This window comes from Williamsia sp. M5A3_1d, assembly GCF_053345315.1.
On record NZ_JBKEZX010000001.1, the window covers coordinates 352,779 to 375,080 of the forward strand.

21 protein-coding genes are annotated in these 22,302 nt (G+C 68.2%); 12 read left to right on the forward strand and 9 right to left on the reverse strand.

Features of this window, described 5'->3' with window-relative positions; genetic code table 11:
• Positions 1-546 precede the first annotated feature (546 nt).
• Together ACLBW1_RS01790 and ACLBW1_RS01795 are read left to right on the forward strand one after the other, a co-directional pair.
• Positions 547-1,104: a hypothetical protein gene (locus ACLBW1_RS01790; protein ID WP_447809733.1), complete on the forward strand. Its 558-nt coding sequence runs from the start codon at positions 547-549 to the stop codon at positions 1,102-1,104.
• A gap of 8 nt (positions 1,105-1,112) precedes the next feature.
• Positions 1,113-2,162, forward strand: a complete 1,050-nt coding sequence (locus ACLBW1_RS01795) for a DUF3089 domain-containing protein (RefSeq protein ID WP_447809734.1) — start codon at positions 1,113-1,115, stop codon at positions 2,160-2,162.
• Positions 2,163-2,238: 76 nt separating this feature from the next.
• Here ACLBW1_RS01795 and rplI read toward each other — a convergent pair whose 3' ends face one another.
• The 4 genes from rplI to rpsF form a co-directional block, all read right to left on the reverse strand.
• On the reverse strand, positions 2,239-2,691 hold the full coding sequence (gene rplI, locus ACLBW1_RS01800; RefSeq protein WP_045824834.1) for a 50S ribosomal protein L9: 453 nt from the start codon (positions 2,689-2,691) through the stop codon (positions 2,239-2,241).
• Positions 2,692-2,708: 17 nt separating this feature from the next.
• Complete coding sequence (gene rpsR, locus ACLBW1_RS01805) at positions 2,709-2,969, reverse strand: 30S ribosomal protein S18 (RefSeq protein ID WP_447809735.1); 261 nt, start codon at positions 2,967-2,969, stop codon at positions 2,709-2,711.
• 68 nt (positions 2,970-3,037) lie between these two features.
• Positions 3,038-3,562 carry a single-stranded DNA-binding protein gene (locus tag ACLBW1_RS01810; RefSeq protein ID WP_045824836.1) on the reverse strand — a complete coding sequence of 175 codons (525 nt, stop codon included), beginning with the start codon at positions 3,560-3,562 and terminating at the stop codon, positions 3,038-3,040.
• A 169-nt stretch (positions 3,563-3,731) separates the two neighbouring features.
• Positions 3,732-4,016 carry a 30S ribosomal protein S6 gene (gene rpsF, locus ACLBW1_RS01815; protein ID WP_447809736.1) on the reverse strand — a complete coding sequence of 95 codons (285 nt, stop codon included), beginning with the start codon at positions 4,014-4,016 and terminating at the stop codon, positions 3,732-3,734.
• Positions 4,017-4,211: 195 nt separating this feature from the next.
• On the opposite strand from rpsF, the gene ACLBW1_RS01820 reads away from it, so the two are divergent.
• From ACLBW1_RS01820 to ACLBW1_RS01830, 3 genes are read left to right on the forward strand one after another with little or no spacing between them, the layout of a single operon-like run.
• Positions 4,212-6,251, forward strand: coding sequence for a phosphotransferase family protein (locus ACLBW1_RS01820; protein ID WP_447809737.1), 2,040 nt, complete (start codon positions 4,212-4,214; stop codon positions 6,249-6,251).
• Between the two features lie 3 nt (positions 6,252-6,254).
• On the forward strand, positions 6,255-7,694 hold the full coding sequence (locus ACLBW1_RS01825; protein WP_447809739.1) for a hypothetical protein: 1,440 nt from the start codon (positions 6,255-6,257) through the stop codon (positions 7,692-7,694).
• A 14-nt stretch (positions 7,695-7,708) separates the two neighbouring features.
• A complete protein-coding gene (locus ACLBW1_RS01830; RefSeq protein WP_447811104.1) occupies positions 7,709-8,290 on the forward strand; it encodes a GNAT family N-acetyltransferase in 582 nt (193 codons plus the stop codon).
• Here the strand turns inward: ACLBW1_RS01830 and ACLBW1_RS01835 are convergent.
• From ACLBW1_RS01835 to ACLBW1_RS01845, 3 genes are all read right to left on the reverse strand, one after another.
• Entirely contained in the window at positions 8,283-9,929 is a 1,647-nt protein-coding gene (locus ACLBW1_RS01835; RefSeq protein WP_447809740.1) for a glycosyltransferase family 87 protein, read from the reverse strand. The genes ACLBW1_RS01830 and ACLBW1_RS01835 overlap by 8 nt on opposite strands.
• Positions 9,930-9,950: 21 nt before the next feature.
• Positions 9,951-11,999 (reverse strand): transglycosylase domain-containing protein, encoded by a 2,049-nt coding sequence (locus ACLBW1_RS01840; protein ID WP_447811106.1) that lies wholly within the window; start codon positions 11,997-11,999, stop codon positions 9,951-9,953.
• A 233-nt stretch (positions 12,000-12,232) separates the two neighbouring features.
• Complete coding sequence (locus ACLBW1_RS01845) at positions 12,233-12,637, reverse strand: DUF5318 family protein (RefSeq protein ID WP_045824842.1); 405 nt, start codon at positions 12,635-12,637, stop codon at positions 12,233-12,235.
• Between the two features lie 219 nt (positions 12,638-12,856).
• On the opposite strand from ACLBW1_RS01845, the gene ACLBW1_RS01850 reads away from it, so the two are divergent.
• The 4 genes from ACLBW1_RS01850 to ACLBW1_RS01865 all read left to right on the forward strand — a co-directional run bounded on the left by ACLBW1_RS01850 (position 12,857) and on the right by ACLBW1_RS01865 (position 16,126).
• Positions 12,857-13,453 (forward strand): PadR family transcriptional regulator, encoded by a 597-nt coding sequence (locus tag ACLBW1_RS01850; protein ID WP_447809742.1) that lies wholly within the window; start codon positions 12,857-12,859, stop codon positions 13,451-13,453.
• A complete protein-coding gene (locus tag ACLBW1_RS01855) occupies positions 13,446-14,543 on the forward strand; it encodes an inositol-3-phosphate synthase (protein ID WP_447809743.1) in 1,098 nt (365 codons plus the stop codon). Before ACLBW1_RS01850 ends, ACLBW1_RS01855 begins: the two co-directional genes overlap by 8 nt.
• A gap of 100 nt (positions 14,544-14,643) precedes the next feature.
• Positions 14,644-15,198 carry a dihydrofolate reductase family protein gene (locus tag ACLBW1_RS01860; protein ID WP_447809744.1) on the forward strand — a complete coding sequence of 185 codons (555 nt, stop codon included), beginning with the start codon at positions 14,644-14,646 and terminating at the stop codon, positions 15,196-15,198.
• Between the two features lie 4 nt (positions 15,199-15,202).
• A complete protein-coding gene (locus ACLBW1_RS01865) occupies positions 15,203-16,126 on the forward strand; it encodes an NADP-dependent oxidoreductase (protein WP_447809746.1) in 924 nt (307 codons plus the stop codon).
• 75 nt (positions 16,127-16,201) lie between these two features.
• Here the strand turns inward: ACLBW1_RS01865 and ACLBW1_RS01870 are convergent, their stop codons facing one another.
• Both ACLBW1_RS01870 and dinB read right to left on the reverse strand, forming a co-directional pair.
• Positions 16,202-17,434 (reverse strand): lipase family protein, encoded by a 1,233-nt coding sequence (locus ACLBW1_RS01870; protein WP_447811107.1) that lies wholly within the window; start codon positions 17,432-17,434, stop codon positions 16,202-16,204.
• 100 nt (positions 17,435-17,534) lie between these two features.
• Positions 17,535-18,785 (reverse strand): DNA polymerase IV, encoded by a 1,251-nt coding sequence (dinB, locus tag ACLBW1_RS01875; RefSeq protein WP_447809747.1) that lies wholly within the window; start codon positions 18,783-18,785, stop codon positions 17,535-17,537.
• A gap of 96 nt (positions 18,786-18,881) precedes the next feature.
• Here dinB and ACLBW1_RS01880 point away from each other — a divergent pair, with 96 nt between their 5' ends.
• The 3 genes from ACLBW1_RS01880 to ACLBW1_RS01890 all read left to right on the forward strand — a co-directional run bounded on the left by ACLBW1_RS01880 (position 18,882) and on the right by ACLBW1_RS01890 (position 22,268).
• Positions 18,882-19,691, forward strand: a complete 810-nt coding sequence (locus ACLBW1_RS01880; protein WP_447809749.1) for an LLM class F420-dependent oxidoreductase — start codon at positions 18,882-18,884, stop codon at positions 19,689-19,691.
• Positions 19,688-20,077, forward strand: a complete 390-nt coding sequence (locus tag ACLBW1_RS01885) for a thiol-disulfide oxidoreductase DCC family protein (protein WP_447809750.1) — start codon at positions 19,688-19,690, stop codon at positions 20,075-20,077. Before ACLBW1_RS01880 ends, ACLBW1_RS01885 begins: the two co-directional genes overlap by 4 nt.
• 106 nt (positions 20,078-20,183) lie before the next feature.
• A complete protein-coding gene (locus tag ACLBW1_RS01890) occupies positions 20,184-22,268 on the forward strand; it encodes a PhoX family protein (protein ID WP_447809751.1) in 2,085 nt (694 codons plus the stop codon).
• Positions 22,269-22,302: the final 34 nt, after the last annotated feature.

Below are 22,302 nucleotides of genomic sequence, written 5' to 3' on the forward strand. Positions count from 1 at the left end.
ATCCCGCCCTGCCGACCGGTCCACGAAGGCGGTCGAAGCGGGCGGGCGAACAGCGGCTACAGGCACGGTGAGTGACATTAGGGCGGCTTGTGACCGGCCACAAACCGACCTGTGGACCAACTTGTGAACTACCTGTGGACGGCGTGGGCATAGACGCCGTGTTCCTGTGCATGGAGCTGGGGAACACGTCCGGCGTGTCGGCAATCGACGCTGGTCACCGGCCAGTTCCGGCCTCGGTGCCATGTGGACCGATTTCTTTTCGGCGTGTCGCGTTTTGCGCGTTTTCGGGCGTGTTCGTCGAACCGCAACCGCGGACGTCGGTCGATTGGGTGAACCCTGCACCAATGGCGGGTTGCGGGGCGGTGGTCGACACGCCGACGGCCACGAGACCGCTCCCCACACAGTACGCGCGTCCTGCCGACATCCGACCCGCCATGCCCCGAAACCGCGACGCCCGTATGGAATTCGTCAACATCTGCAGGTCACGGCGTAGAGAACACGTCATCGCCGGCGACCTGCCACCTCGCCGCGGGTACACCGGAGGACGTGACCCTCACCGACATCATGCCGACGTTGCGCATGTCGATACCCGACCCCATCGACCTCCGTCGTTGGCCTCCGGGGACCTCGGTGACGATCGATGACGTTGCGGTGCAGGGCTTCTCCCTGTCCACGGCGGCGACTCTGCTGGGCAGTCCCATGCGGTGGGCGGCCGACGATCACGCGACGACGGTCGTCGTCGTGTGTTCGGTGAGCGCAGTTCTCGACGATCCGACTCATCCGATCCTGCTGGTGGACTGCGATGTTCGCACCGGCATCCCCACCGACAGCGACGCACCGGTCATCGACATGGCCTGGGACCACGCGCGTCTCATCGGCCGGGTGTCGGTGGCCCACAAGCACCGAGTCCACCTGCTGGGCGACGGGACCCACTCACGACTGCCGCACACACGCCTCGCCGGCGGCGACGCCGACGCCGTCACCGCGTCCCTCCCGCGAGATCTCGTGGTCGGCGACCGTGTCGCGGTGCCCTGCGGTGTCGGGGCGACATCGATCCGTTCGTCCGCCGCGGGGGTGGTGGCGCACGCAGCGCATGCGGTGTAATCAACCCCATGGCCCGCCTGCGTGTGACCCGCTCGTCCCTCGGCATCGTCGCGGTGCTCGCACTGCTGGCCACCGTTCTCGGCGTGGGCACCGCCGCCGCTGCGCCGACCTCGAGTGGTTCCACGGTGTGGCTGTGTCGGCCCGGTCAGCCCGGCGACGCCTGCGGTGGCCGTTCCGGCGCACCCGTCGACTGCTTCTACGTCTATCCCACCGTCTCCCTACAACTCGGCCGGAACGCGAACCGCGTGATCGGGCCGGAGGAGCGGGTGATCGCCGCCGAGCAGGCCGCGCCGTTCGGTGCCCGCTGCAACGTGTGGGCGCCGATGTACCGCCAGAGCACGCTGCGCGGACTCTTCACCGCCGGCAACGGCCCGCAGCGCAATGCCGCACTGGCGCTGGCGTTCTCCGACATCCGTTCGGCCTGGCAGGACTACCTCACCCACCACAACGCCGGCCGGGGCGTGGTCCTCATCGGTCACTCACAGGGCACCCTCATGCTGCGCGCGCTCATGCGCGAATCGATCGACGGCACAGCCACGCGAGACCGCATCGTCTCGGCGATCCTGCTCGGCGGCAACGTGCTCGTCCGATCCGGCTCGACCACCGGCGGCGACTTCTCCACCATCCCGCTGTGCACCACGCGGAGCCAGTTCGGTTGCGTGGTGGCGTATTCCACGTTCGGCAACACACCACCCGCCGACACCCGCTACGGCCGGGTCCCCGACGCGGGGACCGCGCCGACGCCCGGCACGCCGTTCCCGAGTGGTCCCGGTCTGAGCGTCGCCTGCACGAACCCGGCCGCGCTCGGCAGCACCGCGACCGCGCCCATCCGCGGACTCATCGCCGGTCGAGCGGTCGACGGCTACCGGGCCCGGTGCACCACCGGTGCCGGCCCGCACGTCCTGCAGCTCAGCGGTGCGGCTCCGATCCCCGCCGCGGCGCTGCCGCGGCTGCCCAACCCGACGTGGGGCACCCATCTGCTCGACGTCGACCTCGCGCAGCGGGACCTGAGCGATCTGGTGGGTGCGCAGACCGCCGCCTACCTCGCCGCTCGCTGACCGAGGTACGCGACCCCGACAACGCACTCGGCCCCCGACACCAGGTGTCGGGGGCCGAGGCGTGTGGTGCGTGGGGTCAGCCCGCGACGACCGTGAGGTCGACCGACGCCGAGACGTCGGGATGCAGGTTGACGACCACCGGGAAGCTACCGGTGGACTTGATGTGCCCCTTGGGCAGTTCGACCGACCGCTTGTCGACGGCCGGACCGCCCGCGGAACGGATGGCGTCGGCGACGTCGGAGACGGTGACCGAGCCGAAGAGCTTGCCGGAATCGTGGGTCTTCACGGTCAGGGTGACCGCGTCGAGGCCCTCGATCGCCTGCTTGAGCTCGTTGGCGTGCTCGAGGCCGCGCACCGCGCGGGCCTCCTGCGAGCGACGGATGCCGTCGACCTGCTTCTGCGCGCCACGGGTGGCCGGGATGGCCAGGCCGCGGGGCAGGAGGAGGTTACGGCCGTAGCCGTCCTTGACCTCCACGGTGTCGCCGGCGACTCCGAGGTTGTCGACCTCGGTGGTGAGGATGAGTTTCATTGTGTTGTCCTTTCCGCTCAGCGGGCCGTCGAGGTGAACGGCAGCAGCGCCACTTCGCGCGAATTCTTGACTGCGACAGCGACATCTCGCTGATGCTGCACGCAGTTACCGGTAACCCGACGCGAACGGATCCTGCCGCGGTCGGACACGAAACGCCGCAGCAGCGACGTCTCCTTGTAGTCGATCTGAGTGTCTTTCTCCTTGCAGAAGGAACAGGCCTTGGCCGTGACGTCCTTCTCGGGACGGATCTTGCGTCCGCCTCCCGATGCCTTGGGCATGTACGTACTCCGCTGTGTCGCTGGGCGAGAACCTGCCGGCGGGAGCAAACCCGCCGGAAGGTGTCGCGTCAGAAGGGTGGTTCGTCGTCTCCGCCGCCGAACGATCCGGTCGCGGGGGCGCTGCCCCACGGATCGTCGTTCTGCGCGGCACCGCCGCCACCGCCGGAGCCGCCGCGGTTCCCACCGCCACCGCCCGACGACATCGAGCCGCCACCTCCGCCGCCTCCGCGCGATGCGCGGTTGACCTTGGCGGTGGCGTACTTCAACGACGGACCGACTTCCTCGACCTCGAGTTCCACGACCGTGCGCTTCTCACCCTCGCGGGTCTCGTACGAGCGCTGCTTGAGCCGACCGGACACGATGACGCGTGCGCCCTTGGTGAGGCTCTCGGCCACGTTCTCCGCCGCTTCGCGCCAGATGCTGCACCGCATGAACAGTGCTTCGCCGTCTTTCCATTCGTTGGTCTGACGGTCGAACATCCGCGGGGTGGAGGCGACGGTGAAGTTGGCCACCGCAGCCCCCGACGGGGTGAAACGCAGCTCGGGATCCGCCGTCAGGTTCCCGATGACGGTGAGGATTGTGTCGCCGGCCATGTCTGCTCCCTAAACGTGAGTGTGGTTGTCGAAGTCGATGCGCACCGATCACCGGTGGCGTCGTGATGACGCCGACCCTATTGATCGGTACCGACATACGACGCGGCTTCGCGCGATCCGGTTCCGTCGAGACGAGAACCGCCTCACACGAGGCTGCCGAGTCGGGTGTCTACTTGGCCTTCATGACCTTGGTGCGGAGCACCGACTCGTTCAGCTTCAGCTGGCGGTCGAGCTCGGACACCGTCTTGGGCTCGGCATCGATGTCGATGACCGCGTAGATCGCTTCCGAGTGCTTGTCGATCTCGTATGCGAGACGGCGCTTTCCCCAGATGTCGACCTTGTCGATCTTCCCGCCGTCCTTACGGACGACGTTCAGGAATGTGTCGAGCGACGGGGCAACGGTGCGCTCGTCCAGGTTCGGATCGAGGATGACCATCAATTCGTAGTGACGCATAAGACCTCATCACCTCCTATGGGCTGATCGGCCACGGACTGTCCGTGGCAGGAGGGTCGCCTGCGTCGGCAACCGGCCCAGGCTACCGCAGGCACCCGTGACCAGCGAAATCGCCGCCGACCGGGCGCGAATCGATACAGGGACGTGTCCAGATGGGACTCCGGTGACCACCGCACAGCTCCTAGAGTCGTACCGGTGGCGTGGTGGCGGATCGACGAGCTGACGGCCCCGTGGCTCTCCGAGGTCCTGGGCGCGCCCGTCGCCGCCATCGACGTCGAGCCGTTCGCCCACTCCGGCGCCACCGTCACCGTGCGCGTGACGATCGACGCCCCCGATGCCCACGATCTGCCGGCGTCGGTCCTGCTGACCGCGGCCGCACCGTCGTGGCGGGGCTCCGACGAACCGTTCCGTCGACTCGTGGCGTTCCACACCCTGCCGCAGACCTCGTCGATCTCCTCGGTGGCGACGTGTCTCGCCGCCGAACTCGACCCCGACACAGGCGCCTTCTGGCTGTTCCTGCACGACTCGGGACGTGCCACCGTCGGCGACGGCCTCGCCGGGATCACCCGGGGCAAGGCGCAACTGGTGATCGCGGCGCTCGCCGACGTCCACACCACCCTCGACGTGCGCAGCGTCCCACCCGGCACCATCGCCGAGCCCGCACCTCTCGACCGACGAGGCCTGGGTGAGCTGTACGTGCGGTTCGTCGAGAACTACGGGGAGCAGATCGCGCCCCACGCACTCGGCGTCGCCAACCGTGTCGTGGGTTCCGTCGAGTCGATGCTCGCCCACCAACGCCGGTCGACGTCCCCGCGGGCCGTGGTGCACGGCGACTTCCGTCTGGGCAACGTGTTGTTCGGCTGGTCGGGGACGCGCCGGCCGATCACCATCGTGAACTGGCAGCACGCGCACCGGGGGTCGCGCGCCACCGACCTGGCGACCTTCCTCGGTACCGCGCTCGACCCGGCGGTGCGACGCGAGTTCGGCGACTCCCTGCTGTCGGCATATCACCAGATCGTCGGAGGCGATGCCGAGGCCCTACGCCGCGACGTGCGCGACGCGGCATTCCACTGTGTGGTCAACGCGATCACGTCGTGGGCCGAATCGGTCAGCACGCATACCGCCGATCCCGAACACCTGTGGCTCACCCATTTCCATCGGGCATGCAGCTACCTCATCGATCTCGAGTCGACCACGAGCCCGCACGCTGCGACCCTCGCCGCGACCGCCGATCCCCGGATCGGCGCGCGGTCTCGCCCGACGCCCCGCGGCGTGTTGCCCGACGGTGGGCTCGCTGCAGACGACGCGTCGCACACTGTCGTGTCGGCCACCGACGAGGGTCCACACCCTCCCGCGCCGGGCGATGGCTGGAACGAGACGTGGTACCTCGACGTCGCCGATCCGTCGGCCGGTGTCGGGGCCGCGATGCGTTTCGGCGTCGGACCCGACAACCCGGACGGGTGGTTCAGCCTCACCGTCTGCGGCCCCGACCTACCGACCATCACCCTGTGCGACCCCACCATCGACGCCGGCCGGGTGCTCTCCGGCGAATCGAGCACGCTCGCCTTCACGGTCGTCGATCCGCTCGCACACGTCCACGTCTCCGTCGACGGCGTCGGACACGTGGTGCCCGACGCGACGGCGGTCCGGTCGATGATCGGTGCCGAGGTCGGGGTGCAGCTCGAGCTGCACTGGTACACCTCGGCACGGCCCTATCAATACGACCTGACCCGCGTGTTCGAGATCGGCTGCATGGTGACCGGGTCGGTCACGCTGCGTGGCGAAGGACTCCCCGAGGCCCCCATCGCGATCGACGGACCGGGACAACGCGACCACGCCTGGGACGCGCAGAACTGGTGGCACACCGAGTGGTACTGGCTCGCGGCCCGCTTCGACGACGGCTCGCACATGCACGGCGTCGACATCAGGCTGCCCGGGATACCCCCGGTCTCCACCGGTTACCTGCAGGCGCCAGGTGCACCGGTCGTCGCGATCGACAGCTGCCGGGTGGTGGACGTTGACACCGACGGCGACGCGGTCACCGCGATGACGATCGCCGCCGAACCCGGGTCGTCGACGGTGACGTTCCGCGCCCTCGGGCAGGGACCTCAGGTGCTCCGACAGGTGTCCGGAGAGGTCGCCGTCATGCCCCGCGCCTGGGGTGAGTTCACCCGTTCCGACGGTCGCCGAGGCGTCGGTTGGGTGGAGTGGAACACGGGATCACCTAACCTGTAGCCCATGCCCGCGATGTCCACGTCCGATCAGTGGCGCCTGCGATGGCACGCCGCCAAGGGCAACCTCGCGGTCGTCCTCCTCGTCCTCGTGGTGCTCAGCCTGGTGTTCATGTGGCTGGGTTACCTGGGTAAACTCGACTGCGGCGGTGCACCGTATTTCCCCGACGGGCGCAGCAAGCACTGGCCGGTGGGCCAGAACGAACTGTTGATGCCCTGCTATTCCGACCTGCAGTTCCTGTGGGTCGGGCGCGACATCAACAACCACGTCTTCCCCTACATCCACGGCGGGATCACCGACGACGGCGTGCTGTTCGGCGGGGTGGTGGAGTACCCGGTGCTGTCGGGACTGCTGATGTACCTCGGGGCGATCGGCGCCCACACCGACACCGAGTTCTTCATGCACTCGGCGCTGATCCTGCTGCCGTTCGGCATCCTGGTGACGGTCCTGCTCGGTCTGCTGGTCCGGTGGTGGGCGCTGCTGTGGGCTGCGACGCCGCCGCTGATCCTCTACGCGTTCCACAACTGGGAACTGCCGGTCGTCGCGACCGGGGTCGGCGCCGTGGCGGTGATGGTGTTCGGTGCGCAGACGTCGGCCCGGACCGGTCGACCGCGGTTGTCGTTGCGTACCAGCAGCGTGATCGCCTCGCTGCTGCTCGCCGTCGGGTTCTGTCTGAAGATCTATCCGGGGCTGTTCGTGCTGCCGTTGGCCGCCTATGTGCTGACCCACGGCTCGGCCGCCGCGTCGGTGGGGACATGGACGATGGAACGCTCGCGGCGTGGCCTGGACTGGGTCGGCGCCGCGTGGGTCGTCGGATCGGCGGCCGTCGCGGTCATCGCGATCCAGTTGCCGTTCATGATCGGCGGTTTCCAGGGATGGAGGGCGTCGCTGCAGTTCCAGGGACGCCGCAAGTCCGACGTCGACACCAACACCGTCTGGTACTGGGGTGTGCGTCATCTGACCGGCGGGATGAACTCGACCTACAACTCGATCGTGGGTGTGGCCTCGCCCCTGCTGATCCTGGTGTCGTTCGTCGTCGTGATCTACCTCGGTGTGCGGGTGTGGCGCAGCGGTGACGCCTACCCGTGGATCGGTGTGAGCGCGGCGATGCTGGCCGGTTTCATGCTGTTCCACAAGGTCCACTCGCCGCAGTACACGCTGTGGATCCTGCCGTTCTTCGTGTTGCTCCGCGTCGCGTGGCCGATCATCGCGCTCTACCTTCTGGCCGATCTGTCGTTGGACCTCACCATCTTCCGACTCTTCGGCATCTACACCTCGGGGTCGCCGATGAAGTGGTGGGTGATGGGCGGCGTGCAGTTCGGGGTGTGGACGCATGCGGTGTTGCTCGCCATCCTGCTGGTCGCGTTCGTCCGTGCGCCGCTGCGGGTTCGCACCCCGAAACCCGATGGCTTCCTCGAACGGGTTCCCGCCACCGTCGGCGCGTGACACAGACACGCGCCATGACGACCTGGATCGGCACCCCGACGCTCACCGGGACCCGTGTCCGCCTGCGCCCGTTGACCGACGGCGACTCCTCGGCACTGGCCGACGCCGTCGACGAACCCGACGCCTTCCGCTGGACCACCGTCCCGGGCGACGAGCCCGCGGCGCGGGCATACATCGCCACCGCCGACGCCGATCCCGCGCGGGTGGCGTTCGCCGTGATCGACACCGCTGACGACGCCGACACGATCGTGGGCACAACGAGCTTCTACGACATCGATCCCCGCAACCGCTCGGTCGCGATCGGTTACACCTGGTATTCGCGACGCGTGCAGGGCACCGCGGTCAACCCCGAGGCGAAACTACTGTTGCTGGAACACGCCTTCGAGGCATGCGGGGCGGTGCGGGTGGTGTGGCACACCGACGAGCGCAACGCGCAGTCGCGCGCGGCGATCGCGAAACTCGGCGCCGAGTTCGAAGGACTGCTCCGCAAGCACCGCCCTCTCCCCGACGGATCGTGGCGCACCACAGCGCAGTTCGCGATGACCGACGACGACTGGCCGGCTGCGAGAGCGGTTCTGCGCCGACGCGTCAGCTGACCGCGGCCGCCTTGGCGCGACGCCGGGGCGTCGGGGCGGATCGGCGGGGACGCAGACTGATCGTGTCGACTGCGCCGTCGAGGACACCGCCACCGGGGTCGTCGTAGAAGTCACCGTTGCGGCCGTTGCGCACCAGATCGCGTTCGGGGTGGTAGATCTCCCACACCACCACCGCGCACAGTGCGATCACCGCGAACGCGCGGACCACCACCGCACCGGTGAACCACTGTTCGGGAAGCCATTTGACGTCGGCGGGCAGATAGAGGCCCATCCGCGGGATCCACACGAGGGCGTCGAGAACCATCCACACCACCAACAGCCGGGTGCGCGGGAGGGCCAGCACCGCCAGAGGCACCAGCCACAGGGAGTACTGCGGACTCCACACCTTGTTGACGAGCAGGAATCCCGCGACGGTCAGGAACATCAACTGCGCCAGGCGTGGTCGCATCGGCGCGTGCAGGCCGACGAACACCACGCCCACACACACCGCGACGAACGCGCCGAGCGAGATCGCGTTGACGAGATCGGACCGTCCGTTGGCGTCGGCTCCCCAGGCGTATCCGCTGATCTTGCTGACCACCGTGAACCAGGTGTCCGGATCAGTGCCGCGATCGGAGTTGTAGCGGAAGAACTCCCACCACCCCGTCGGCACGGTCACCATGAACGGCAGGTTCACCGCCAACCACGCCGCGACCGCCACCGCAACGGTCACCGCGAACTCGCGTATGCGGCCCGCGCGCAGACACAACACCGCCAACGGGATGATCAGCAGGCCCGGATACAGCTTGGCCGCGACACCGATCCCCAGGAACAGCCCTGTGGCCCAGGGGTTCTTGCGCGCCCAGGCCAGCATCGCCAGGGCGAGGAGCGCGGTGGCGATGGCGTCGAAGTTGGTGAAGATGTGCACGATCACCAGCGGGGAGAGTGCCGCGATTGCCGCCGACCAGATCCGCACACCTGCGGTGAGGGCGGTCGCCCAGATGGTCAGCAACCAGAACAACGCCAGGCCGAGGGCGACGACGTTGAAGAACAGCACCACGTCGAGCGCGCCGGGCACGCCCCAGTTGTCGTGGGCCCACCGCCACCCGTGCGAGACCTCCATCGCCGCGTACATGTACATGCCGGTGAGCACCGGGTATTCCATGTAGCGCGTCTCGGTGGATCCGTCGGGCTTCTTCTGCTCCCACGACGACTTGTACGGCAGCGCACCGGTGTCGAGTCGTTCGGCGGTGTAGAGCGGGATGGTGTCGGAGTAGCACAGGGCGATGTACTGCCGGTGGTTGCTCCAGTCCAGCTCGAACCGCTCGGAACCGGACGCGGCCGATCCGGCGACGGGTGCCTGTTGCAGACACCCGGCTTTGCCGTACCACCCCAGCGCCAGCGCCACGAGCGCCATCAGCAGGATGACCCGCAGCGGGGTCAGATACCGACTTCGACCGACGACAGCGTGCAGGCCCATGGGGCCACCGACCGCGATGGAGGCCTCGCGTGCCACCACGTCGGTCCGGGTCGGGATGACCCGGGTGGTGTTCTCGCGCAGGTCATCCGACAGCCGGACAGGGGAGTCCCACCGGGCACCCGACTCGGCGTCGTCGGCGGGATGTCCCGTGGTCTCCGGACCGTCGACCGTGTTGCTCATCTACCGCGCCGCGCGAGGCCGTCAGGGCCCGTTGTTGGGCGCGAACGGATCCTGCTCCCGCGGCTCGGGGGTCACCACGGTCTCCGTCGGCGGGCCCGGCAGAGGGATGGTGACGCCGGGTGCGAGCGTCGCCGACGGCGGGGCGAAGGTGGTGATCGGCGCCTCGGGTTCGGTGGTCTCGCTGTCCTGTTCACGCGACCGGCGGGTGGCGGTCGTGGGTGCGGCCTCCTCCGGGACACCGGCGACACCGCCGATCGCGGCCGGGGTCGGGAACTGCTCGATCGGCTCGTCGGCGAGTGCGCCGTCCATCGCGGCCTGCCAGATGTCCGAGGGCAGGCCCGACCCGTAGACGATGGCACCGTTGTAGTTCTTCAGCGCCACACCGGCATCCGTGCCGACCCACACCGCAGTCGACAGCTGCGGGGTGTACCCGACCATCCAGGCGTCCTTGTTCTGACCGGTGTCGCCGAGCTGCGTGGTGCCGGTCTTGGCCGCCGAGGGCCGCTGACCGTCGTCGAGGGAGTGGCCGTTGGAGTAGGCCGCGATCGGCTGCATCGCCGAGGTGACGTTGTTGGCCACCGCCGCCGAGAAGCGCCGCTCGCCTGCGTCGTTCTTGCGCTCGTACAGCACGGTCCCGTCGGAGGTCTCCACCTTCTGCACGAAGTGCGGTGCGTGGTAGACGCCCTGGTTGGCCAGGGTCGCGTACGCCGAGGCCATGTCGATCACGCGCGAGGGATACTGGCCGAGCACAACGCCACCCTCGACGCCGGTGCCGTCGGTGTTCTGCAGCGTCTTCTTGATGTCACCGAAGCTCTCGGCGACACCGGCCTGATGCGCGGCGTCGGCCACGGCCTGCGCCTGACCGTCGAGGTCCATCATCAGGCGGTAGTAGACGGTGTTGAGCGACAACTTGAGTGCGGTCGCGAGGTTGCACGAGCCGCAGCTCTCACCGTCGGAGTTGGTGACGGTGTTGCCTCCGGGCGCATCGAACGGCGACGACGAGTAGACCTTCGACAACGGCACACCCTGCTCGAGAGCCGCGACGAGCGCGAAGACCTTGAACGACGAACCGGTCTGGAGAGCGGCCTGCGCGTAGTCGTAGCCCTGTCCGTTGTTGCCGCCGAAGTAGCCCTTCACCGCTCCGGTGCCGGGGTCGATCGACACGACGGCGTCGCGGACGTTGCGCGGCTCACCCTCGAGCTGGCCGTTCGCCGCCGAGACGACGGAACGCTGCACCTTCGGGTCGATGGTGGTCGTGATCTTCAGGCCCTCGGTCTGCACGTCCTGCTCGGAGATGTTCAGCGAGCTGAGCTCGGCGAGGACCTGCTGCTTGATCAGTCCGTTCGGACCGGTCGTGGTCGTGCCCGACGAGTCGCGGGGTGCCGCCACACGCGGGTACTGCAGCGTCGCCTCGTCGGTCGGGGTGAGTGCACCGATGGTGACCATCCCGTCGAGGACGTAGCGCCAGCGCGCCTGCGCGGCGGCGAGGTTGGTCGCGGGGTCGTAGAAGGAGGGCGACCGGATCGACGACGCGAGCACCGCGGCCTCGGGGACGTTGATCTCGGTGATGTCCTTGTTGAAGTACGCCCGGGCCGCGGCGGAGATGCCGTAGGCACCGCGACCGAAGTAGATGGTGTTGAGGTAGGCGGCCATGATGTCGTCTTTGGTCCACTCGTTGGACATCTTGGTCGCGATCGCGAGTTCCTTGAACTTGCGGGTGTAGCTCCGCTCGTCGCCGACCAGCGCGTTCTTGACGTACTGCTGGGTGATGGTCGATCCGCCGCCGGCGTCGTCGTTGTTGGTCAGCTGTCCCAGCGCAGCGCGCCCGAGTCCGGTAGGCGAGAAGCCCGCGTTGGTGCGGAAGTTCCGGTCCTCGGCCGCGATGACGGCGTCCTGGACGGCCTTGGGGATCTTGTCGATGGTGACGTCGGTGCGGTTGCCCTCCGGCGGCACGATGCGGGCGATCTCGCCGCCGTTCGCGTTGAGGATCGTGGCGACCTGGTTCTGCTTGATCGAGTCGGGACCGGGTACCGAGGCACCGAGGTAGGTGAAGAGGAACACCACGGCCATCACCACGACCCCGAGGGGGACCAGGCTTCCGAGGATGCCGAGGGTCCACGCCACGACATTCAGCCGCGAGCGCTTCTTCTCGCGGACCGTGCGCGGCTGCGCGCTGGTTCCGTTGCTCACAACACCGTCTCCATACTCATAGTTCGAGCCCGCCACCGTTCGTCGGGGCGGGCATGTCGCCGCGGTCGTCCCGCGGCGGTCATCTCGTGCGGGTCACCGCGTGCGGTGCGGGTTCATTCGCCGGTACCGGCGACCCGCCGCGACCGGCGGGCGCGCGGTCGCACCGGCAGCCCGGCAACGAAGGACTGCACGAGGTGGTTCCATCGGCAGCTCCGGCAGACCTCCACCACGTGCACCGAGAACTCCTCGGTGCTCGCGGCCAACCGCGTGATCTCCTCGGTCGACCGGGCCGAGCCGTTGACGGTACCCATCTTGTCGCCGAACACCCACGAGACCAAGGTCAGCTGCTCCTTGCGGCACACCGGGCACAGCACGGTGCTGGGGCGGCCGTGGAACTTGGCCGCGCGCAACAGGTACGGGTCTGCGTCGCAGACCGCACCGACGGCGGTCCGTCCGGCGTAGACCTCGGACAGCAGGGATCTGCGCTGCAGCGCGTAATCCACCGTCTGTCTCTGCACAAGCACGATCTCAAGAGTACGTGCAGCCGGCCACCTGCCCACGCGTTCGGGTGCACCCGACGCCGGGGTGCCGCACGACTCCCGCCGGCCACCCGCGCACCCGGTGTCGGTAAACCCCAGTTCACACGTGGTTTCCTATCCCGATTATATCGGTGCGATACATTGCGGGTAGTGTCAGTGCCACACGTTCGTTCGACAGGTCGGGAAAGGGGTTACGCAATGCTCGAGTTGGCGGTGTTGGGTTTGCTCCTCGAGGCACCCATGCATGGCTATGAGCTGCGCAAACGCCTCACCGGACTGCTGGGCGCATTTCGCGCCTTCTCCTACGGCTCGCTGTACCCGACACTTCGCCGGATGCAGACCGACGGTCTCATCGAAGAGGACGCCGGACCGCAGGGGACTCTCAAGCGACGTGCGCGCAGGGTCTACAAGATGACCCCCGCAGGGCGGGAACGTTTCGCCGAACTGGTCGCCGACACCGGTCCGCAGAACTACACCGACGACGGCTTCGGGGTGCATCTCGCATTCTTCAGTCGCACGCCGGCCGTGGCTCGCATGCGGATTCTCGAAGGTCGTCGACGTCAGGTCGAGGAACGCCGCGAAGGACTGCGTGAGGCGGTGGGTCGGTCCAACCGGGCCGTCGACCGCTACACACGACAGCTCCACCAGCTGAGCCTGGAGTCCAGCGAACGCGAGGTCCGCTGGCTCAACGAGCTCATCGCCGCGGAATCCGCGGCCGAGCCCGACAGCCAGCTTCTCGAACCGGATACAACCTCAGTTCCACCACAGAAAGAAGGAGATCCCGACCATGGGTGACACAAACTCAGTCCGCGTGGCCATTGTGGGTGTGGGTAACTGCGCCTCATCCCTGGTCCAGGGCGTGCAGTACTACAAGGATGCCGACGAGACCGCCACGGTCCCCGGCCTCATGCACGTGACCTTCGGCAAGTACCACGTCCGCGACGTCGAGTTCGTCGCCGCGTTCGACGTGGACGCCAAGAAGGTCGGCTTCGACCTCTCCGAGGCCATCTTCGCCTCGGAGAACAACACCATCAAGTTCGCCGATGTCGAGCCCACCGGTGTGACCGTGCAGCGCGGCCACACCCTCGACGGCCTGGGCAAGTACTACCGCCAGACCATCACCGAGGCCGACGGCGAGGGCGGCGACGTCGTGCAGGCGCTCAAGGACAACAAGGTCGACGTCCTCGTGTCGTACCTGCCCGTCGGTTCCGAGCAGGCCGACAAGTTCTACGCGCAGTGCTGCATCGACGCGGGCGTCGCCTTCGTCAACGCGCTGCCGGTGTTCATCGCCTCCGACCCCGAGTGGGCCGAGAAGTTCCGCGCCGCGGGCGTGCCGATCGTCGGCGACGACATCAAGAGCCAGGTCGGTGCCACCATCACCCACCGCGTGATGGCGAAGCTGTTCGAGGATCGCGGCGTCGCGCTGGACCGCACGTACCAGCTGAACGTCGGCGGCAACATGGACTTCAAGAACATGCTCGAGCGCGAGCGCCTGGAGTCGAAGAAGGTCTCCAAGACCCAGGCCGTCACCTCGAACCTGCATGGTTCGCTGGCCGGCAAGATCGAGGACAAGAACGTCCACATCGGGCCCTCGGACCACGTCGCGTGGCTCGACGACCGCAAGTGGGCCTACGTCCGCCTCGAGGGTCGCGCCTTCGGCGACGTGCCCCTGAACCTCGAGTACAAGCTCGAGGTCTGGGACTCGCCCAACTCGGCCGGCATCATCATCGACGCCGTGCGTGCGGCGAAGATCGCCCTCGACCGCGGCATCGGCGGACCGGTCATCCCGGCCTCGGCCTACCTCATGAAGAGCCCCCCGAAGCAGCTCGCCGACGACGTCGCGCGCACGCAGCTCGAGGAGTTCATCATCGGAGCCGACGCCTGATCTGATCTCTGCTGCATGCGAGCCCGCACCCGTTCGTCGGGTGCGGGCTCGCCTGCGTTTCTGCGGCGTGTCGAGGCACGATCCGCGCAAGACTGTGCGAATGCGCCCGCTCCTCTACTCGATCAACGTCACGCTCGACGGATGCTGCGACCATCGCGGCATCACCCCGGACGCCGAACTCCATCGGCGCGCCGCGGAGAGGCTGGCACAGGCCGACGCGCTGCTGTTCGGTCGCGTCACCTACGAGATGATGGAGTCGGCCTTCCGTGGTCCGAGCGATGACACCGACCCGTTCGCCGCGGTCATCGACCCCGCGAAGAAGTACGTCGTCTCGTCGACGTTGGCGAGCGTGGACTGGAACGCCGAGCTGATCCGCGGCGACCTCGCCGAGGCGGTGACCGCACTCAAGGACGAGCCCGGCAACGGCATCTACCTGGGCGGCGTGGCGCTGCCGATGGCGCTCGCCGAGCTGGGTCTCATCGACGAGTACGAATTCGTGGTGCACCCTCGTGTCGCGGGACACGGCCCGCGCCTGTTCGACGGTCTGCGCGAACCGCTCGGTCTCGAGTTCACCGGACGCCAGGGGTACGAGTCGGGGGCCGTCGCGATGCGCTATGTGCCGCGACGGACCGCACCATCACAGGAAAGGGGCTGACACCATGACCGCGAAGCGGTGGGAAGCACACGGTTCGAGCGGGCTCGACGATTTCCGGTTCGTCGAGCACGAGGTCGCCGACCCCGGACCCGGCGAGGTGACGATCGAGGTCCGGGCCGCGGGGGTGAATCCGGCGGATCTGAAACACACGATGCGCGACGGTGCGGAGCTCCCGTTGCCCGTCGGGTACGAGGTCGCGGGCGTGATCGCGGCGGTCGGCGCCGACACCGAGATCGGTTCGGGCCCGACCGCAGTCGGCGACGAGGTACTGGCCTTCCGGGTCCGCGGTGGCTACGCCACCGCCATCACCGTTCCGGCACGCGACGTGTTCGCCAAGCCCGCGGACGTCCCGTTCGAGAAGGCGGCGAATCTCCTGCTCGCGGGGACCACCGCGGCGGAGATGTTGCACGTGGTCCGCGCGACCGAGGGTGAGACGGTGCTCCTGCACGGCGCCTCGGGTGCCGTGGGTGTCGCGGTACTGCAGCTCGCCCGGGCCAGAGGGATCTCTGTGATCGGCACCGCCGGTGAGTCCGGCGCCGAGCGCGTGCGACGGTTGGGTGGTGTCGCGGTCGCCTACGGCGACGGATTGCTCGACCGGGTCCGGGCGATCGGTCCGGTCGACGCCGCCCTCGACGCGGCGGGCACCGACGAGGCGTTCGACGTCTCGGCCGCTCTCGTCGATCCCGACCGGTTCGTCACCGTCGTGAACATGCCCCGCGCCCAGCGCGAAGGGCTACGCGCCATCGCCGGTGCGATGCCGGCCAGCGCCGCATTCCGTGATGCGGTTCGCGCGGAACTCATCTCGATGGCGGGCCAGGGTGAGCTCGATGTGCCGATGGCACGCACGTACCCGCTCACCGATGCAGTCGAGGCCCTGGCGTACGTGATGGACGGCCATCCCGGCGGCAAGGTCGCCCTCCTGCCCTGACCTGAGTACTCACGACGCACGACGGCGCCGAACCCCTCGGTCGAGGAGGTCGGCGCCGTCGGCGTCACAGGCGACTCAGCTGGGCGCGTTGAACCGGTCGTAGAGGAACTTGTACGCCGGAAGCGTGCTGAACAGATACGGGAGTGCGTGGTTGAGCGCCAGGCGCGGGAAGATCGGCGGAGTGCCGTCGTTGATCACCGTGACGTTGGCGCCCTTGGCCTTCCAGCTGTTCGCCAACTCGATCACCTGTCCGTGCGGGATGATGTCGTCGTTGACGCCCGTGTCGATGAGCACCGGCGCGTTGGGCTTCATCGTGCCGATCAACTGATCGTCGAGGGCCTTCTGGATCACCGGGTACTTCTGGGAGATGTCGTACAGCGACTTCTTCGAGGTCGTCCACTCGCTGGTGCTACGGAACGCGAAGCGGAAGAACGAATCCCCGATGCAGTCGGTGGAGAGCGTCTTGAGGATCCGCTTGCCCGCCGGGCTCGCCTCGCGGTCGATGATCGGACCGAGCTCGGGGTACCGGGCGACGAGGCCGTTGACCGTGTAGCCGATGACGCCCACGATCGAGGTGCCGTCGACCTGCTTGAGGACCTTCTCGAGATTCGCCGGCGGTGCGCCCGCGTAGGTGCCCTTGATGTTGAGCTCGGGGGCGTAGGTGGAGGCCATCTCGGCGGCCGACGCGGTGGCGCCGCCGCCCTGCGAGTAGCCCCAGAAGCCGACCGGCGAGTTCGCCGGCAGCTTCTTGAGGTTCAGCGCGGCCCGCGCGCCGTCGAGGACGGCGTGGCCCTCCTCCACACGGTTGACGTAGGTGTGTGTGCCGGGTGTACCGAGACCGATGTAGTCGGTCATCATGATCCGGTAGCCCTGGTAGAGAAGCAGATTCGCGAACAGACCCTCGTAGTTGAGGCCGATCGACGGCTTCGAGATGTCGAGTGAGACCGGGAGTCCGACCAGCTTCGACGGGGCGCACTGGTCGCCCTGGCCGATCGTGCCCGGCGCCATCACGATGGTGGGTCGCGGCCCCTTGCCGCGCCACGGCGCGAAGGGCTCGATGACGGTACCGGTCACTGCGGCACGCGAGCCGTCCTGCAGTTTCGAGGAGTACATGATGGTGGTGGCCGCACCCGGGAACGGGCGGGGATCAGCCGGGATCTGCAGGAAGATCGGCGTCCCGCGGGACTTGATGATCGAACCGGGCTCCGAGGAGTAGTTCGCCGGCGGCGTGTAGAAGGTGTCTCCGGGAGCGGCGGACGCGGTACCTGTGGCGACGGTCCCGACACCGGCCACCAGGGTGATCGCCATGGCGATCGCGCGTAATTGTGACTTCACGCACTCACCATAGGGTACTGGAACGCGTTCTTGTTACCCCCCGGTAAGAGTTGGTACACAGCACAACCATCGGTCAGTCGGGCAGTTTCGGCACCTCACCGTGATCGGCCCGACCGAGAAGCACGCCGCGGGTGAGCGCGCCCGCGCCGAAGCGCTCGCGCAGGTCGTCGACCGCGGCGTCGAGTGCCGAGGTGTCGAGGGTGACCTGCGCACCGCTGGTCGACTCCTGATGCTTCTCCCGCTCGCCGAACGGCAGGGCCAGCTGCACGGCGTCGGCGTCGTCGAGGTTCGCCAGCGAGATGCCGATCAGCGTGCAGCCGCGCTCGCTCAGCAACGGGGCCGCATCGGCCAGGAGGCGACGCGCGGCGACCATGAGGATCTGCGTCGACGCCGTCGCCTCGTCGAGGGTGTGCGACCGGGTGGCGCGGGTGAAATCGTCGAATCGCAGTCGCAGCACCAGGGTTCGGCAGACCCGGCCGGCGTGACGCAGCCGCCGGCCCAGCCGATCGACGATGGCGACGACCGTGGCCTCGAGGTCGCTCATGGCGTGCGGCCCGCGACCGATGGCCCGCTGCGACCCGATCGAATGGCGTCGCTTTCCGACGTGGACCGGTCGCGGGTCGCGGGCCAGCGACAGCGCGTAGAGGTGCGCCCCGGCCGAACGGCCGACCACCGAACCCAACATCTCGTGACCGGTGACGGCGATGTCGCCGACGGTGTGGATCCCGCTGTCGTGCAGCTTCGCCGCGGTCACCGTTCCCACGCCCCACAGGCGTTCGATCGGCAGAGGGTGCAGGAACTCCAGTTCGGCGTGCGGCGCGACCTCGAGCAGTCCGTCGGGTTTCGCGACCGCGCTGGCCACCTTGGCGAGGAACTTCGTGCGGGCGATGCCGACGGTGATCGGCAGGCCCACCTCGGCGGCGACGCGCTCGCGGAGCCGCCGGCCGATCTCGACGGGGGTTCCGCTGATCCGTCGCAGACCACCGACATCGAGGAACGCCTCGTCGATGGAGATGCCCTCCACCAGCGGTGTGGTGTCGTGGAAGACGTCGAACACCGCGCGGCTCGCCACGGTGTAGGCGTCGAATCGCGGCGGGACGACCACGGCGTGCGGACACAACCGCAGTGCGGCGCTGCCACCCATCGGGGTGCGGATGCCGAAGGCCTTCGCCTCGTAGCTCGCGGCGAGCACCACCCCGCCCCCGACGATCACCGGGCGCCCGCGCAACCGCGGATCGTCGCGCTGCTCCACCGACGCGTAGAACGAGTCGAGATCGGCGTGGAGGATCGACGCCGCACCGTCGACCGAGACACGCTCCCTCACGAACACATGTTCGCACCACCCACCGACAGAGGTCGTCGGTTGCACGGGAGCGAGCGATCGGCGGCGCGCGGATGCGCGAGCCGGTATGACTGGAGCATGGCCAACAAGGTGCGCATCGGTGTCCAGCTCCAGCCGCAACACTTCAGCGACTACTCCCAGATCCGCGACGCGGTCCGCCGTGCCGAGGACGTCGGGGTCGATGTCGCCTTCAACTGGGATCACTTCTTCCCGCTCTACGGCGACCCCGACGGTTCCCATCTCGAGTGCTGGACGATGCTCGCCGCGTGGGCCGAGCAGACCTCGAACATCGAGATCGGCGCGCTGGTCACCTGCAACAGCTACCGCAACCCCGAACTGCTCGCCGACATGGCGCGCACGGTCGACCACATCTCCGGCGGCCGACTCATCCTGGGCATCGGGTCGGGGTGGTTCGAACGCGACTACACCGAGTACGGCTACGAGTTCGGCACGGCCGGTTCACGTTTGGACGCCCTCGGCGAGGCCCTGCCCCGCATCGTCGACCGGTGGTCGAAGCTGAACCCGGCGCCCACCCGCGAGATCCCCATCCTCATCGGCGGCGGCGGTGAGAAGAAGACGCTCAAGCACGTCGCGCGCTACGCCCACACCTGGCACTACTTCGTCGATCCGGAGTCCTACCGCCACAAGTCGGGCGTGCTCGAGGCGCACTGCGCCGACATCGGGCGCGACCCGGCCGAGATCGAGCACTCCGCCGGCGTCGAGTTCGACGCGAAGGCCGCTCTGGCCGAAGGCCTCAAGGGTGTCGTCGAGCGGGCCGAGCAGTTGCACGCCGAGGGCGTCACGTTCTTCACCGTCGGTATCGGCGGACCCGACTACGAGCTCGCCCCGGTTGCCGAACTCTGCCGCTGGCGCGACTCCCTGACGTGAGGCCCACACCGGGTGTCCTCTACTTCGACGGGGACTGCGGTATGTGCACGCGTGCCCGGGATCTCCTCGTCCGTCTCAACAGGACGGGGAGGGTGCGCACCGAACCGCTGCAGTCGCCGGGTACCGCCGAGCGTGTCGGGGCCTCCCCCGAAGCGCTGATGGAGTCGGTGTGGTGGCTCGGCGACGACGGCACCGTGTACTCCGCCGCGCACGCGGCCAACGCCGCGGTCGCGGCGGCCGTCGGGACGTCCATCCCGTTGCGCGTCTACCGGATCCCCGGTGTGCACCAGGTCCAGGAGGCGGCCTACCGCTGGGTCGCCACCCACCGGCAGTACTTCCCCGGCGCCACACCGCACTGCCAGGACGCCCCCGCCGACTGCCGCTGAGGCCGTCGCCAGGCACTTTGCCAACCATTTACCCACACAACGGGAACCCTTTACCTCGGCTGCGTAGCGTTCGTCCGTCCCACCCCACAGCCCTGGGAGAATCTCCGTGGTCCGTATCGCGCTGCCCCTGTTCACCCCTGCCTCCGACAGGCCAGGCTCGTCGAGCCGCGCGCACGTCACGTGCAAGTACAAGTGCGGCGAGGCGTGCTGGCAGGAGCCGGGCAACACCAGCGACAACGAGTACTTCGGTGACGTCGTCCGCTCGATGGTGTCGCGGCGATCGATCCTGAAGGGGACGGCGACCGCCGCCATCGGTATCGGTGCGGCGTCGGCGCTCGCGGCCTGTGGTGACGACGGCGGGTCATCCACGGCCACCCCCTCGACACCACCGGTCACCGGGACCGGCACGGGCGACGGCATGAACTTCGCGGCCGTCGCACCGAACACGAAGGACGCCGTCGTGATCCCCGAGGGTTACGAACAGTCGGTGGTGATCCGCTGGGGCGACCCGGTGATCCCCGGCGCGCCCGCCTTCGACTTCGCCGCCCAGACCCCGGAGGCGCAGGAGAAGCAGTTCGGTTTCAACAACGACTTCGCCGGCCTCATCGCGATAGACGGTCAACCCGACCGGTTCTACCTGGTGTGCAACCAGGAGTACACCACCGAGGAGTTCATGTTCGCCGGTTACACGGCGAAGAACCCGACCGAGAACCAGGCGCGGGTCTCGATGGCCGCGCACGGGATCACCGTGGTCGAGGTCGCCGCCGAATCGGGCAGCGGCAAGCTGACACCGGTTGTCGGCGAACGCAATCGACGCATCACCGCGATGACGCCGTTCACGCTCACCGGTCCGGCGGCGGGAAGCGACTTCGTCAAGACCTCCGCCGACCCGGCCGGGACCACCATCCTGGGAACGATCGCGAACTGTTCGGGCGGGCTCACCCCGTGGGGCACCATGCTCTCCGGCGAGGAGAACTACAACAACTACTTCGCCGGCGCCGACGGCATCACCGACTCCGCCACCAAGGAGCGACTCGACCGCTACAGCTTCGCCGACGAGTCCGACTACCACCAGTGGGGTCGCTACGAGGAGCGCTTCGACCTGTCGAAGAACCCCAACGAGGCCAACCGATTCGGCTACATCGTGGAGGTGAACCCGCACGACCCGTCGTCGACCCCGATCAAGCACTCCTCCATGGGGCGCCTCAAGCACGAGTCGGCGAACATCTTCGTCACCTCCGACGGCACCGTGGTCGCCTACACCGGCGACGACGAGCGCTTCGAGTACATCTACAAGTTCGTGTCGAGCCGCAAGATCCGTTCGGGCAACGGCAATTCCGCGATGCGCGACAACATGCGGATCCTCGAGGTCGGCACCCTCTACGTCGCCAAGCTGACCGGCGACTCACCGCAGGACATCGACGGGTCGGGCAAGCCCCCCGCCGACGGGAAGTTCGCCGGATCCGGCACCTGGATCGCCCTCCTCACGGTGAACGACGACGGCACGTCGGAGTCGAGGATCGACGGCATGACCGCGGCCGAGGTCGCCGTGTTCACCCGCATCGCCGCCGACAGAGCCGGGGCCACGAAGATGGACCGCCCCGAGGACATCGAACCGCATCCGAAGACCGGGAAGGTGTACTGCGCGTTGACCAACAACACCAAGCGCGGCACCGGGGGCAAGGCCGGGGCCGATGAGGCCAACCCGCGCAACGAGAACAAGAACGGTCAGGTCATCGAGTTCACCGACGACCATGCCGGCACCGCGTTCACATGGGAACTGCTGCTGGTGTGTGGCGACCCGGCCGAGGCCGACACCTACTACGGCGGGTTCGACAAGACAAAGGTCAGTCCTATCTCGTGCCCCGACAACGTCGCCTTCGACCCCCACGGCAACCTGTGGATCTCGACCGACGGCAACGCGTTGAAGAGCAACGACGGGCTGTTCGCGGTCGCACTCGAGGGAGCGAATCGCGGCGAGACGAAGCAGTTCCTCACGGTGCCCAAGGGTGCCGAGACGTGCGGGCCGATCATCACCTCCGACCGGATCATCGTGTGCGTGCAGCACCCGGGCGAGACCGACGACGCCAGCGCCGACGCACCCGCGTCGAACTGGCCCGACGGCGGCTCCGCCCAACCGCGACCGTCGGTGGTGGCGGTGTGGAAGACCGGCGGCAAGATCGGCGTGTGATCCGCGACCGGGGCCGCGCGGCGCCGCGCCCCGC

Bases quoted from the DNA above. Each gene is read 5' to 3' on its own strand.
- ACLBW1_RS01810 (WP_045824836.1), bottom strand. From the start codon at position 3,562: ATGGCCGGCGACACAATCCTCACCGTCATCGGGAACCTGACGGCGGAT.
- ACLBW1_RS01880 (WP_447809749.1), top strand. From the start codon at position 18,882: ATGGCCAACAAGGTGCGCATCGGTGTCCAGCTCCAGCCGCAACACTTC.
- ACLBW1_RS01795 (WP_447809734.1), top strand. From the start codon at position 1,113: ATGGCCCGCCTGCGTGTGACCCGCTCGTCCCTCGGCATCGTCGCGGTG.
- rplI (WP_045824834.1), bottom strand. From the start codon at position 2,691: ATGAAACTCATCCTCACCACCGAGGTCGACAACCTCGGAGTCGCCGGC.
- rpsR (WP_447809735.1), bottom strand. From the start codon at position 2,969: ATGCCCAAGGCATCGGGAGGCGGACGCAAGATCCGTCCCGAGAAGGAC.
- ACLBW1_RS01855 (WP_447809743.1), top strand. From the start codon at position 13,446: ATGGGTGACACAAACTCAGTCCGCGTGGCCATTGTGGGTGTGGGTAAC.
- ACLBW1_RS01840 (WP_447811106.1), bottom strand. From the start codon at position 11,999: ATGGCCGTGGTGTTCCTCTTCACCTACCTCGGTGCCTCGGTACCCGGT.
- ACLBW1_RS01830 (WP_447811104.1), top strand. From the start codon at position 7,709: ATGACGACCTGGATCGGCACCCCGACGCTCACCGGGACCCGTGTCCGC.
- ACLBW1_RS01870 (WP_447811107.1), bottom strand. From the start codon at position 17,434: ATGGCGATCACCCTGGTGGCCGGTGTCGGGACCGTCGCCACAGGTACC.
- ACLBW1_RS01850 (WP_447809742.1), top strand. From the start codon at position 12,857: ATGCTCGAGTTGGCGGTGTTGGGTTTGCTCCTCGAGGCACCCATGCAT.
- ACLBW1_RS01825 (WP_447809739.1), top strand. From the start codon at position 6,255: ATGCCCGCGATGTCCACGTCCGATCAGTGGCGCCTGCGATGGCACGCC.
- rpsF (WP_447809736.1), bottom strand. From the start codon at position 4,016: ATGCGTCACTACGAATTGATGGTCATCCTCGATCCGAACCTGGACGAG.
- ACLBW1_RS01860 (WP_447809744.1), top strand. From the start codon at position 14,644: ATGCGCCCGCTCCTCTACTCGATCAACGTCACGCTCGACGGATGCTGC.
- ACLBW1_RS01835 (WP_447809740.1), bottom strand. From the start codon at position 9,929: ATGAGCAACACGGTCGACGGTCCGGAGACCACGGGACATCCCGCCGAC.
- ACLBW1_RS01865 (WP_447809746.1), top strand. From the start codon at position 15,203: ATGACCGCGAAGCGGTGGGAAGCACACGGTTCGAGCGGGCTCGACGAT.